The organism is Candidatus Nanosynbacter sp. HMT-352 (assembly GCF_022819365.1).
Taxonomy (GTDB): Bacteria; Patescibacteriota; Saccharimonadia; order Saccharimonadales; family Saccharimonadaceae; genus Nanosynbacter.
Genome location: NZ_CP089289.1, coordinates 92,428 through 106,320, shown reverse-complemented (window position 1 = coordinate 106,320; position 13,893 = coordinate 92,428). Strand labels below are relative to the sequence as shown.

Genomic DNA, 13,893 nt, shown 5'->3' with positions numbered 1-13,893 from the left:
ATATTATAGCATAAAAACTATCTTTTTGCAATATCTTGCCTTTTGCTTCTTTGAGCTCTCGCTACCACAATTGTCACCGCTACAATGATAGATATACCAGCCAAAATAGCTAATACATAAGTGTATCCCGACAATAGATATATCAAAGCTAATGTCACACACACAGCACCCCAGGTCGTAATCAGTCGCTTGTTAAGCACCAATCCCACGACAACCATCAATGAGTGCTCTATTAGGAATAATATTTCCATAACGCTGTCTCCTGCAAACGCCAGGATGAGAGTCGGCAGACTAAGCGCAGAGAGAGCCAGTACTAGGTGTACTGTCGTAGACTTATGAATATACCCCAACCAACGCCACGACATCACCGCTCCCGAAAGAATTGCCGCTGACCACAAATATGGTATTGTGATGGCGTGAACGGGTAGGGCTAGGTTTTTAATGGTAAATACAACGCCGCACAAAATTAGGATCACACCTGAATCAAAATATAAAATATTCTTTTTAGGAACACCTTCGAACATCAAGGCGATACCATTAATTATCCACACTAGCGCCGCCAGAATCACTGACGCCACAGTAGCGCTAACTGGTGTGGCAATAGACAACAAGACTACCGACCAGCCGATGGCGCTATAGAATGAAGAGTAATACCAACGACTCGACATCTTTCTGATTCGCGCAGCAATAGCCAGACCGTAAAATACCGCAAAAACAATCAGGGCAACTACTGACATGAATTCGAGTGGAATAGTAAACCATTGAGCTATAAGGCAAAGCAACAACACTAGACCCGGGTGTGCGGCTATTGTCATTATTCGCCAATCTCGTTTAGCAAGTACCGCCATATAAAGAGCTACTACAGCCGCTAGCCACCCCAATATCTTGAACGACAAATCATATGTTGCCGGTAGATTAATTATTGGAAGCACTATCGCTGGAACTATAGCAGCACACAGCGTCATATCACCAATAATTGACGATTGCCTATTCATTCGCAACAGCCAGTACAAAGACCCAAAACCAACGAGATTCACCCATGCAGCAATTGCAAGATTGTCATTAAACGGTATATTCAACCAATGCAGGAATAATAAAACAAAGATGATTGTTGTAAGATATGCCCCGCCCAAATAAACCTCTCTACGACATCGGTAAAACGCATAGTATAGTGACACCACTAGCGGCAACCAAACTATCGGATGAATTGACGACAACACAACAATGACAGCTACGCCAATAATAGAATATAGAAACAACTCACGACTTTTGACAGCTGCATTGCTGTGACGACGATAAAGCCATTCTATTATTAATAGCGACGACATATTTATCCACGCCATTAAAATAGAGATATTTTCACTAGACACTGCAAAACCTAAAGCTAGCAAAAATACTGACAACATTAAAGAAGTATGTACTCCAACTACAAACTCATAAACTTTTTCGCGCCATACAGCCACACTCATAATGCCAGCGCCGATAGCTATTGCGCCCGATAGGCACATCAGGGCTTCCTCTGTCGCATAAGTGGCTATCATCGCTGAAGTAAACATTGCCATTAATAACCAAGTTAACGCAGCGCCATATACCAAAGCAGCCTGACTTTTACTAATATTCGGACGCTTCAAAATTAGCAATCGGCAAATAACTGGCAGTGGCGTCATGAATAGAAAAATTAGATACTGTACGCGTGGTGCTATAGCTATATCGATATTGAATAGTGTTATACCAATCGGCACCAATAGGATCCCAGATATCACAACCATAATACCGAAGCGGGCACGGCGTAACAAAAAAAGGATTGCAAGACTAATTGCCGAAATAACACCAATAAAGGTAAAAGCAACCATCATTCGTAGCGAATCTCCAGAACCGATCATGCCAAACAAAGCGCTTAATGACACAGCAAAACTAGCCCACAATACTATTTCATGATGTCTATCGTACTGTTTCTGAATGTACATTGATGCAGCGGACCAGATTATATTTCCAAGTGCCACTAACCCTAGAATCACGCTTACAACCAACTGATTATCGTCAGATAAATACATTGCGAAACTAGTAGCCATCACCATTAACAATAAGCGAGCTGTTGTCAATTCATAAGTACGCATCTTTTTAGACTTCTCAACAAGAGCAACCGTAAAGTAATATGCAACGCTAGCAAATAACAGTACGCTAATATCTAATGTACCCATATATACCGATGAGCTAAGCGCGACAAACATCGTCATCGGCACGATAAACGGATTTACAACTTTTAACGGTTCGACGAACTGACGAGGAAAGCGACTAGAAAAATATGCAGCCACAGTCATCAAACATCCAAATAGCAGCATTACAACGTAATACCAGACCAGCTGCGCATGCGCGACAGCCGGCAAACTAGTCGTCATCGTAAACATCGATAGTAGCGATACATAAGCAAGAGGTCGACTATTCAATCTCACCGTAGCATCAACACACAAAACAGCACCAATTACAGAAGTAATAAGCCAGCACCATGCGGGGTCAATACCTAAAAGTAAATTCATAGTCCAGCCGCCAATTGGCACAGCTGCCAAAGCCGTACCAATAAGTGCTGTCGACGCAGATTTCAATATTGGCAAGCGAGCATACAATATCTGACCAATAATATAATAAATAAAAATAAACAGCCACACCAATCCAAACCTAAGTTGGATAGATAGATTAATTGTCTGAGCCAGAAGCAATATTCCCGCAGTCAGAAGTAGCGATGCCGTATATAGCGCTATATTAATTGTAGTCTTACGGCCCCTCTCCTTTTCCTTGCCATCAATATGTGATGCTCGTTCAATATTATTCTCAACAGGCACAGCAACCGTATTTACCCTCTCTTCAGATGTGGAAATACTAGTAGGAACTATATTATCGAGATTCTCATTTTTACTGATATTTAACGGCGTATTCGCAAGCCGTGAAGCGGCGCTTTGATTCTCGGTAATAAGCCTCACTTGACCGTTGTCATTCTCAATTTTGGCGCATCCATTTTGTGCATCACGCACGCCATCCCAATATCCCTGCCGATAATCTTCGGAATAATTAGACGGCTGGCTATTACCTCTCTGTAATAATTTTATTAGCTTAATTACTACAATAATAACTATTATCAGAAAAATTAATCCCATACCTTCAATCCCTCTTATGCTAGCTTCAGTATAGCACAGGATTTTTTCTGGACAAATATACTAGGAAAACAGTCCTCGTTTTTTCGCGCCTTTAAATTGTTCCAAAAGCTCCTTCTGCTTTTTGGTCAATTTGGTTGGCGTATCAACAATAACACCCACAATATGCGGACCACGAGATTCGCTGTGCAAATGTGGCACACCATGACCCGACAACTTGAAGTCAGTGCCACTCTGAGTGCCCGCTGGAATTTTCATCGTTATTACGCCATCCACAGTCTCCACGTCAATTTCCGTTCCCAGTGCCGCATCAACCATAGAAATATGCTCTTCGCTAAGAATAATATTGCCTTCACGAGTGAATTTTTTATGCGCCTTAACGCGAATGTGGACATACAAATCACCTCTACCACCACCAGCAACTGCTTCTCCACGATCGCGCAGGCGAATTGTCGCGCCATCATCAATTCCCGCCGGAATTTTAATAGTGATATCCTGATTCTGTCGAGTCGTGCCTTTTCCTCGACAAACTGAACATTCTTTTTCAGGAACTTTCCCCTTACCATGACAAGTTTCACAAACAACCGCCTGCTGAATTTGTCCAAACAGCGAATTCATCGTTCGAGTTTGCTGACCCGCGCCCTTACAAGTTGGGCACGTTTTCATTCCAAATCCAGGCTCAGCGCCATTGCCATGGCAATGCTCACATTCAGTATCCAGCATTAAACTAATTTTCTTTTCTACACCAAATACCGCGTCCTCAAAACTTAACGTTACGCTAGTTTCAACATCACGCCCACGCGAACGACCATTTCCAGCACCGCCAGTTGCACCACCAAAAAATTGGCTAAAAATATCACCTAGTCCACCATCACCAAAATCAAAGTGAACGTTTTGACCGCCAAATCCACCAAACCCTTCAAACGGATTACCGGAAAAACCGCCACCAGACGCGCCACCAACGCCAGCATGACCAAATTGATCATAACGCTGTCGCTTCTGTTTGTCTTTCAAAACTTCATAAGCCTCATTAATTTCCTTAAACTTAGCCTCGTCGCCACCCTGTTTGTCAGGATGATATTTAATTGCTAATTTACGAAAAGCCTTTTTTATCTCATCTTCAGAAGCGGTCTTTGGAACGCCCAATATTTCATAATAATCACGCTTGCTCATACCTTATATATTATACGCGTTTAGCACTCTCAGTGCAAGAGTGCTAAGTCCAAAAAAGGCCGCCCTTTTTATCGAGCAGCCTTCTTTGTAAATACGTTAAGTTTATTTTTCGTCGACAATTTCACCTTCGACTGGCTCGTCTTTATCAGACTTTTTGTCGCCAGCTTCGTCAGCTTTTTTATCGTCGGCTGATTGTTGATACATCTTAGCCCCGATTGGCATAATCGCGTCGTTCAAGGCTTTAATTGCAGCATCCAATTCGTCCTTATCTTCAGAATCTTTGTGCTTTTCAGCCTCTTTGACAGCCTTTTCAATCGCTTGCTTGTCGTCGTCAGAAATCTTATCCTTGAATTCGTCCGGCATTTTCTTTGCCTGATAAATAGCGTTTTCAAGCTGATTCTTCGTATCGACAGTTTCGCGCTTTTTCTTGTCTTCGTCCGCGTGAAGTTCGGCTTCTTTTTGCGCCTTCTCAATATCTTCCTTGCTCATATTGCCAGAGTTTTGGATAGTGATTGATTGCTCTTTACCTGTTCCCTTGTCTTTAGCCGTAACATTAAGAATACCATTGGCGTCAATGTTAAAGGTCACCTCAATTTGCGGCACACCACGTGGCGCTGGCGCAATACCGTCAAGCACAAAACGACCCAAACTCTTATTGTCATTAGCAAACTCGCGCTCACCCTGAAGAACGTGAATTTCCACCTGAGGCTGGTTATCCGCAGCTGTCGAGAAAACCTCGCTCTTGCTTGTTGGAATCGTCGTATTTCGATCAATCAACTTAGTCGACACGCCGCCCATCGTCTCAATTCCAAGAGAAAGCGGAGTCACGTCCAGAAGTAACACATCCTTGACATCACCAGCCAAGACGCCACCTTGAATTGCGGCACCGACAGCCACAACCTCATCTGGGTTCACGCCTTGCATCGGATCTTTTCCAAAGAAATTCTTCACGCGCTCAACCACAGCTGGCATACGAGTCATTCCACCAACCATAACTACATTGTTAATATCGGACTTAGAAAGCTTGGCATCCTTCAAAGCCTTTTCTACTGGACCATCCAAGCGATCCAATAGATCCTTAACCAAATCCTCCAACTTAGCACGACTTAAGCTCATCTCAAAGTGCTTTGGACCATCAGCATCAGCGGTAATAAATGGAATATTGACTTCATACTCAGTAACCGTCGACAATTCTTTCTTTGCCTTTTCAGCCTCGTCCTTTAGGCGTTGCATTGCTGCATTATCTTTACGAAGATCAATTCCTTCCTTCGACTTGAAGTCGTCCAAGAAGTAGTTGACAATAGCGTTGTCGAAATCTTCACCACCAAGGTGTGTATCACCATTGGTTGCCTTAACCTCAAATACGCCGTCACCCAGTTCCAGTACCGACACGTCAAACGTACCACCCCCAAGGTCGAACACTACGATAGTTTCGTCGTTTTTGCCTTTCTCCAGACCGTACGCCAAAGCCGCAGCTGTCGGCTCATTGATAATACGCTTAACTTCCAATCCAGCAATTTTACCAGCATCCTTAGTCGCTTGGCGCTGTGAATCGTCAAAGTAAGCTGGCACCGTAATCACTGCCTCCGTTACCTTTTCACCCAAGAAAGCCTCAGCGTCAGCCTTAATTTTACTAAGAATCATTGCTGAAACTTCTTCTGGTGTATATTCCTTATCACCCATTTCGACTGCCACGCCAGTACCCTTTTTAACAATCTTGTACGGCATGATATCCAAGTCTTTTTGTACTTCCTTATCATCAAACTTACGACCAATCAAACGCTTAACGCCGTAAATCGTGTTTTTTGGATTTGTTACACGCTGACGCTGAGCAACTTGACCAACAAGTCGTTCACCCTTTTTATTAACCGCAACTACAGACGGCGTAGTACGATTACCTTCGGCGTTAGAAATTACCTCTGGCTTTCCAGCTAACATATACGCAAATGCACTGTTGGTTGTACCGAGGTCAATACCAATAATTTTACCCATATGATTCCCCTTTCTGTTATGATCACATCTGGTCTATATCTTATATTCATTCTAGCACTCTTTCGTGGCGAGTGCCAACTATCTCAGTATAAATAATTAGCACTCTCATGTCAAGAGTGCTAATAGCTGTTTTTTCGCAATCATATTATTGACGAGCAACTTTTACCATTGCGTCGCGAATGACTGAGCCGTTCAAAGTATAGCCAGCGCGAAGCTCCTCGGCAATAACTTCCTTATCGCCATCCGTCGATTCGTCAAATTGAACAGCCTGATGAAATTCAGGATTAAACAAAGTTCCAGGTTTGGCGTCAATTTTCTCCAAACCAATCTCCTTCAATTGCTTATCAAGCTGCTTACTCAGACCAGCCACACCCTTAACCCACGGATTATCTTGAATCTCCTCTGGGACGTTAGCAACGGCTCGCTCAATTGTATCAATGACTGGCAATAATTTCATCACCGACTTAGTTTGACCCAACTCGTGCGCTGATTGTTTTTCCGCATCCACGCGCTTACGATAATTCTCAAAATCCGCTCGAGTTCGCTGCAAATCCGACGTCAGCTCAGCAACTTCTTTCTCTAAATCTTCAGCTTTTTTATTCTTCGTCATTTTTTCCTCCTTTTAAATGGCAAGACCGGATCACCACCAGCCGTAACAGGATCAAATACTAAAATCCAAATCGCTCCAATAATAAATATTATTATTGAAATTATTACAATCAGCCACGCCGGCAAACCACTTAATAGTCCACCAATCCATTCAGCCATTACAATACCTCCTCCAGCATCGCGCCCGTACGACGCACCAGCTCCATCGTTCGACGATAATTTTGTCGCGTCGGACCAATCACACCGATGTAATTATCACCACCAGACGATGACTTAAATTTACTTATAATCAACGTAGCGCCACTGCTTTTACCGATTGGATTTTCGCTACCAATAAACACATTTAGCGGTTCGTCCGGCGCCGCTTCACGTAGCCACGGTTCGATATTGTCAATCAATTTAGCAACCGCCTGAACGTGATCGCCGTCACCAAACTCTGGCTGACTGAATAACTGAGTCATTCCGTTCATATACAAACTCGAACCAAATGACGCAAAACCAAAATTGCCAGTCATTTCCACCAAACTGTCAACCGCTCGACGAATCGCTTTATCTGAAGTATCAACATTTGAATTGACATGTGCCTCAATTACCTTCGTACTGCTATCAATACCGCTCGGTAACTCCGTCATTTGCGCCGCCGTAATTCCATTGACATAAAAACGATATCCCTTATCTGTCGGAATTCGACCCGCACTCGTGTGAGGTGCCTCAATAAATCCCATTTCCTCAAGTTTTGCCATTTCACTGCGAATCGTGGCGCTACTCACGCCAAACAGTTTGGCTAGCGTTACACTACCAACTGGCGCCGCAATTTCAGCGTATTGTTCGATAATAGCGACAAGAATTGCTTGTTGACGTTCGGTCATAGTCCAATTATATCGCAAATCTAGCACTCATACAAGCAGAGTGCCAAGCCTTATCGTCTTTCCGTAAAGTAGCGTGCCGCATCCGAAGAGAACAACATCATGATCATAATATGCACACCAATTGAGATCAAAAGCAGCATAATCGACGCATTAATTCGCCCAATTGTCACGGATAAAGATTCGGTAACAATGGCTAGTGTCGCCACAGAAAGCAGTGAGATTCGCGCTCGGCTACTTCCTCGAAGTAACAGCCCAACCAGCACGATTTCCGCCACGACCAACAGTACATTAAAACCAGCCATCATTGACAGCATGGTATTCGCGGCATTTATATCAATTCCATCAATATTTGCAACCTGAACCAAAGTCGTCGGCCAGCTAGAAAAGTCAACCAACATTTGCCCAATTGTGAACAACGACGCCAGAATCATTAGTCCGCCACCAATTAAAATCTGCGGTGGTCGGCGGCCCCAAAGCTCTTCCAATAAAGTTTCGTGATTTCGCGGATGACGATCATAAATTGTGCCGTCCATAATCACCCCTAGTCGCGTTGAAGTCGCGACATTATCTTCAGTCTTTATCCAACTGACTTCCAAAATCGGTAAATCGCCATCAGTGCGAATGGAATCTCCAAGACCATTGCGCGAATGATAACCCGTTGAAAAATCCTTTAATATCGTCACTCTAACATTTTTATTGTTACTTTTAACCGACTCAATAATATAATCTCGTTCAATATCAATATTCTCGTCAATTTTATGCGTGAACTGAAAAGTGAACAAAGAAAAGCCAACACTCTTATCGTATGTACCAGCCGCCAACCAATCAACTCGATGACCGCCAGGAAGAAGCCAGCCAGTTGGACATCGCCAAAACCTAACATGATGACGACGCCTTGGATTGCCGTCAACTTCCTGCTGATAAGCAAAGTCCTGCCGTCTGCCAAATAAAAATGCTGGCGACACCGGTGCATTTGGATAACTACGACCGCTCAGCACCGTAAGCACCATTTTCCAAGCCGACCTTGGAGTTATGTCATCTGCCAGAACCCAGCCAGCCTCAGTCATTGCCTTATGGAGCTTTTCTTCCGAGCCGCGCACACTCAAATTGACGGGGTCGCTTAATACTCCGTCCGCCGTTCGCGTCCTGCCGATAAAATAGTTCGGCACGTACATATTGCTCAAAATTCGATGAAGTCTAGGCAACGCCAAATATGCCACAATTATCCACACAACAAAGAACAAGCCAACCAGCCACCAGCCGCCCGTCGCCCAACCTTCTCTAAGCACCAACCACGCCAACCAAAACGACGCCAAACCTGCAAAGATAAAGAAGGATTGGTCTAACAATGTAGTCAAGGTCTTCGAGGAACGATCTTGCCTGGCTGCTATTTTTTTTGGAGTTTTTACTGAACTCATAGATTAATTATATCATTGAGGAGATTTCGAGCTACCAAACGCGCCTCATCATCCTGACGCTTAAACACGTCGCCGCGCAAAATAATTTCCTCAGTCACTCGAATTGCTCGCTCCAAATCGTCATTAATAATCACGTGATAATACGGAACTTCAAGCGCATAAGCCAACTCTTTTATCGCCGAGGCATGACGCTTCGGCCACTCCGCTTGAAAATCTTCTTCGGTTGCGTAACGCTTTTTTAATCGCTCAATCCAAGTTTGGCTATTTGGCGGCACAATAAAAATCGCAATGCTATCTGGCGCCAGTCGCTCATATTCCTCCACGCCCTGAACGTCAATGTCAGTGATTGCCACGCGGTTCTGATCATGCGCTAATTTCAGCTCAGCCACCGACGTCCCATAAACCGTACCGTGAACAAACTTTGCCTCAATGAATTCATTATTTTGTAGCATATTTTCGGCAGTTTGCGAATCAATAAAATGATAATCAATTCCATCTTGCTCGGCACATCCGTTATTTGTGCGTGGCGCGCGCGTAGTGTGAGAAACAATATCGCGAAACTCTGGGGACTTCAGTAATTGTTTTTTTATCGTGTCTTTGCCCGCACCAGAAATTCCCGCGAGCAGCGCAATTTTCGTACTTTTAACCAACTCAATTGTTGATTCAGTTGGCTGATAATTTGTAATAAGATCTTCAATATTTGGCATAATATTTACCTATAATAACTCATCAAGCACAGATTGCCAATTGGGAAATTCAGAACTTCCAAAACGAATAAGCCGACCAGAAAACTCGCCCGCACCATTCGCCGTCCGATCGTCAATCAAAATATCGCCTCGACTCAAATTCTTTGCTGACGAAAAAATAACCTTACGGAAGAAAACGTTATCCGAACCTTCGCCGCCAAAATACTTTTTCACCCACGCCAATTTATCGCCCAAAGCCGTCGGATTTTCCCATGGAGAAGAAGATAAAATATATAAATCGTATTTGTCTTTCAGGGCGTAAACCGCTTCGATAGCTCCAGGCACTGGATCCATCAAAGAAAAAATTCCTGGAATATTATCATGCTGATCAGCAAACTTATCAATCAACTCAGGCGATATCTTCGTTAAAGCAGATTTGAAATCCGCCAAAACGCCATCCATATCAATATAAACAATAGGTTTTTTCATAACTAATCCCTTTTCAACATCACCATAAATGCTTCGCTCGGTATGTCGACTTTACCGAAGCGTTTCATTCGTTTTTTACCGCGCGCTTGCTTGGCGAGAAGCTTCTTTTTACGACTGACATCGCCGCCGTAAAGATAGCCCGTAACATCTTTTCGATAAGCGCCGATGTTTTCCCTGGCAATAAATTTACCGCCAATTGCCGCTTGCAACGAAACCTCAAAACTCTGACGCGGCACAACTTCCTTCAATTTCTTAACAATCTCACGCCCCAAATGTTGCGATTCCGACCGATGACACATTACGCTCAACGAATCAACCATTTCGCCTGCCACATAAAAATCGACGCGCACCAAATCTTCCACTTGATAATCCGCCAACTCATAATTAAACGAACCGTAGCCGCTGGTGATAGATTTCAATTGGTCATAAAAATCCGTCAACAAATTCGCAAGTGGCGCCGCAAATGAAATCAGCGCCCGCTCGTCAATATAACTCAGGTTTTTCTGGCGACCACGCTTGCTCACGATCAACTGAATCACCGCACCAATATAATCCTGCGGCACGACAATTTCACCGTCAATCCACGGCTCGCGAATCTCTTTTATTTGCGCTGGGTCGGGCAATTCGCTGGCGGATTTAATATCCAGCTCCTCGCCATTTGTCAAACTAACTTGATAATCAGTACTTGGATTGGTCACAATTAAATCTAAATTATATTCACGCTCCAATCGCTCGCGAACAATGTCCATATGTAGCAATCCCAAAAAACCGATTCGCACGCCATAGCCCAGAACCGGCGAATTCTCCGGCTCGAATTGCAGCGCTGAATCGCTCAGGCTCAACTTTTCAATTGCCTCTTTCAGGTCATTGTAGTCTTCATTGGACACCGGGAAAAAACCCGCATAAACAAACGGCTTAACTTCTTTATAACCTGGAAGTGGTTGGACAGTAATTTCTTTGATCATATCCTCGGTAGATATTATACCATTTTTATTATGGAGAAAGATCGTCTTCCGGTATGCAGTTTCGTCTTTTGCTAATTGTAGGATATACTTTTTTCGCTAACGTCTAGCTCTATTTTTTTCGCGAAAACAACTGACGATCCACTATTGCCCATGCCGCCAGCATAGCATAATTAGTAATCTTGCCTGCGTCAATCATACTCTGCACGTCAGCGATCGGCAACCACTGCGAAATAATCTGCTCTGCGTCGTCCGGCTGATGCTGATAATCCGCTCTGGCGTATTCCCCGTAGACCACATATAACTTAGCGTTAGTACGACGGTTGTCAGGATAGAACCATCCACATTCTCGCAAATTATTCATAGCGACACCAGACTCCTCAGCCAACTCTCGCCGCGCAGCTACACAAGCGTCCTCGCCCGCCTCAATTTTGCCACCCGGTAGCTGATACAACACCTCATCCACTGGGTATGAATATTCTTGCTGTACAAGAATGGTGTCACCGCGGCGACATACTACAATCACACCGCCATGCCCACAATAAGGGTAGTGGATATAGCTAATTATATTACCATTAGGCAATTTCACCATGTCTTCCACTACAGTTAATCGAGAATATTCGAATACAGTGCGCGACGATATAGTGCGCCATTTACTAAGGATATTTTCTTTTGAGGTCATAGTTCAATCAAGGCTTTTATATTTTTACCCACCATAGCCCAAAATCGACGAATTTTCTGACTCGAACTGTAACGCCGAATCGCTCAGGCTCAACTTTTCAGTTACCTTAGACATTCACTAGCAATTATACCATTCTTTACAGCTAGACAGCTACATCAAACGCTCATTGCCGTTGTATTGGCAAGGTTTTATGACTATGGAATATACGAAGTATGCATATCAACCTGCTTTGAAGGAGATTTTAAAGGATACAAGAACGGCAATTCTCTATTTGGCACAATATCATAAAATCTTTGATATTGCTCACCCTCGAATTCTTCTTCGTTTCCTTCACAGAAATGTAGCTGAGGGTGTTTCCTTGATATTCCTACTCGTTGCACCAATAGTCCAGCACGAGACCAATATTCCGAAGTTGTGTCGGCTTCCAACCCATATCTAGCCAGAAGTAAAGCAATAACAGGTTTATGTATTTTTGAAGTTTCTCCCGGGTGAAGTCCCAATTCAGGAATTGCTGTTTCAAAAAAGTATGACAATATTGACGTACCCGCCTTATATTCGTCTGGAGCATTCTTAAACAGCATACCCGCAAAACAAGCCTTTCTACCAACTTCTCTATAGCCAAGACGAGCTATGGGTTTTTCTGGATCATCTCCAAAAACTATTCTCTTCACTCCAGAAGGAGCCGTCACTTCGTTTGCAACAAGGCAAGCTCCATTGGCAAATCTAATTGGTGGCAAATCGCTCATCTTAATTAAAATATCTCCCCAGTGTTACTGTATCACCAACCCGCGCATTTTATTATCTTATCTAATCTGCACTTTTCAATACTAGTATATACTATTTCCACTGCCGTGTCTGGTTGATTTTGTGCTTCTCAAAATATACTTCCGCCAAATTGACGTCAAACCGATTTGCCAATTCCATCAAATAGTTCAGCACGTCCGCAAACTCCTCGCGCAGATTGTCATGATTGTCAGGTTTTTTCTCACCCTTAAATCCTGTCTCTTTGCGAACTGCTTTTGCCAGCTCGCCAACTTCCTCAGTAAACAATAAGAACACTTCAGTGACAGAATTTTTATCCCACCCCTTCTCTTTACATGTTTGATCGAGGTGTTTTTGTAATTCAGTTAAGCTGATTGTTTGTGGATTCATGATTTTTCCTTCTTTAATCTTAATTAATTTACACTTGATGGAATATAAACATAGCAGGAAGCAAGAATCTGCTCGCTATCCAATCCTATTTTTAATTACTATTATACTCTGATTTATCAAACAATATATCACTTTGGTTAAATATTTTTTCCTGTGATAGTCCAAAATCTCTACCAGCAACTTTTTTATGAAGTTGCTGGTTTTGTTTATATAACTTTTATAAAGAAGTAATAAAAGTTAAACCGCCTAATATCACTCCCGCTGCATTGGGAATGATGAGGATCCAGTCTTTTTTAGGTTCTTTTGTCCAACCATAGATTACCCAAATTAAACAAGAAACTGCTGCGAATAGTGGTTGGAATGGTTGAGCTTTTTCTCCTTGTAGGTTAGCGATAATTTGTGGAATATATGCAATAAAGACAAGGATCCCAATAAAAGCTCCAATAGATCCGACAAAGCGATTAATTTTTTGTTTAGACATATAATACCTCATGAGGTTTTATTATATTATAAAGGAAAAGATGCTGTCAATAATTTTGTGTAAACACTCTAGTAGAGTCTTCAAACAAAGTAACTAAGTAACGTTCCAGAGCCTCCTCGTTAGGAAAAAGAACCTTCTATTTCGTTTGACGTTTGATTTCTTTATTAAGAGACTTAATGAGTTTTGTCGAATAAATGCTATGCCAAATCTGGTAAGGAAACTGATTTCAGC

14 protein-coding genes and 1 pseudogene are annotated in these 13,893 nt (G+C 42.9%); all 15 read right to left on the bottom strand.

Going from position 1 to position 13,893, the window contains the following annotated elements:
• Positions 1-17: 17 nt before the first annotated feature.
• Positions 18-3,152, bottom strand: coding sequence for a hypothetical protein (locus LRM49_RS00555; protein WP_243777951.1), 3,135 nt, complete (start codon positions 3,150-3,152; stop codon positions 18-20).
• A 60-nt stretch (positions 3,153-3,212) separates the two neighbouring features.
• The gene (gene dnaJ, locus LRM49_RS00550) at positions 3,213-4,322 is read right to left on the bottom strand and encodes a molecular chaperone DnaJ (protein ID WP_243777950.1); all 1,110 of its coding nucleotides are present in this window, start codon (positions 4,320-4,322) and stop codon (positions 3,213-3,215) included.
• A 102-nt stretch (positions 4,323-4,424) separates the two neighbouring features.
• On the bottom strand, positions 4,425-6,314 hold the full coding sequence (gene dnaK, locus LRM49_RS00545; RefSeq protein WP_243777949.1) for a molecular chaperone DnaK: 1,890 nt from the start codon (positions 6,312-6,314) through the stop codon (positions 4,425-4,427).
• Between the two features lie 145 nt (positions 6,315-6,459).
• Entirely contained in the window at positions 6,460-6,924 is a 465-nt protein-coding gene (locus tag LRM49_RS00540) for a nucleotide exchange factor GrpE (RefSeq protein ID WP_243777948.1), read from the bottom strand.
• Positions 6,921-7,082 carry a hypothetical protein gene (locus LRM49_RS00535; RefSeq protein WP_243777947.1) on the bottom strand — a complete coding sequence of 54 codons (162 nt, stop codon included), beginning with the start codon at positions 7,080-7,082 and terminating at the stop codon, positions 6,921-6,923. Before LRM49_RS00535 ends, LRM49_RS00540 begins: the two co-directional genes overlap by 4 nt.
• Positions 7,082-7,792: a hypothetical protein gene (locus LRM49_RS00530; RefSeq protein WP_243777946.1), complete on the bottom strand. Its 711-nt coding sequence runs from the start codon at positions 7,790-7,792 to the stop codon at positions 7,082-7,084. The genes LRM49_RS00535 and LRM49_RS00530 overlap by 1 nt, the downstream gene beginning before the upstream one ends.
• 50 nt (positions 7,793-7,842) lie before the next feature.
• A complete protein-coding gene (locus LRM49_RS00525) occupies positions 7,843-9,210 on the bottom strand; it encodes an LssY C-terminal domain-containing protein (RefSeq protein ID WP_243777945.1) in 1,368 nt (455 codons plus the stop codon).
• Complete coding sequence (locus LRM49_RS00520; RefSeq protein WP_243777944.1) at positions 9,207-9,917, bottom strand: guanylate kinase; 711 nt, start codon at positions 9,915-9,917, stop codon at positions 9,207-9,209. Before LRM49_RS00520 ends, LRM49_RS00525 begins: the two co-directional genes overlap by 4 nt.
• 9 nt (positions 9,918-9,926) lie before the next feature.
• On the bottom strand, positions 9,927-10,385 hold the full coding sequence (locus LRM49_RS00515) for a 5' nucleotidase, NT5C type (protein WP_243777943.1): 459 nt from the start codon (positions 10,383-10,385) through the stop codon (positions 9,927-9,929).
• A 2-nt stretch (positions 10,386-10,387) separates the two neighbouring features.
• Entirely contained in the window at positions 10,388-11,350 is a 963-nt protein-coding gene (locus LRM49_RS00510; RefSeq protein ID WP_243777942.1) for an elongation factor 4 family protein, read from the bottom strand.
• 109 nt (positions 11,351-11,459) lie between these two features.
• Positions 11,460-11,873, bottom strand: coding sequence for an NUDIX hydrolase (locus LRM49_RS00505; RefSeq protein ID WP_243777941.1), 414 nt, complete (start codon positions 11,871-11,873; stop codon positions 11,460-11,462).
• A gap of 350 nt (positions 11,874-12,223) precedes the next feature.
• Entirely contained in the window at positions 12,224-12,775 is a 552-nt protein-coding gene (locus tag LRM49_RS00500; RefSeq protein WP_243777940.1) for a hypothetical protein, read from the bottom strand.
• Positions 12,776-12,866: 91 nt separating this feature from the next.
• Complete coding sequence (locus LRM49_RS00495; RefSeq protein ID WP_129744686.1) at positions 12,867-13,181, bottom strand: dUTP diphosphatase; 315 nt, start codon at positions 13,179-13,181, stop codon at positions 12,867-12,869.
• 217 nt (positions 13,182-13,398) lie between these two features.
• Positions 13,399-13,662, bottom strand: coding sequence for a SemiSWEET family transporter (locus LRM49_RS00490; protein ID WP_061582780.1), 264 nt, complete (start codon positions 13,660-13,662; stop codon positions 13,399-13,401).
• 46 nt (positions 13,663-13,708) lie between these two features.
• A pseudogene (locus LRM49_RS00485) lies at positions 13,709-13,885 on the bottom strand (transposase); the annotation flags it as partial.
• Positions 13,886-13,893 lie beyond the last annotated feature (8 nt).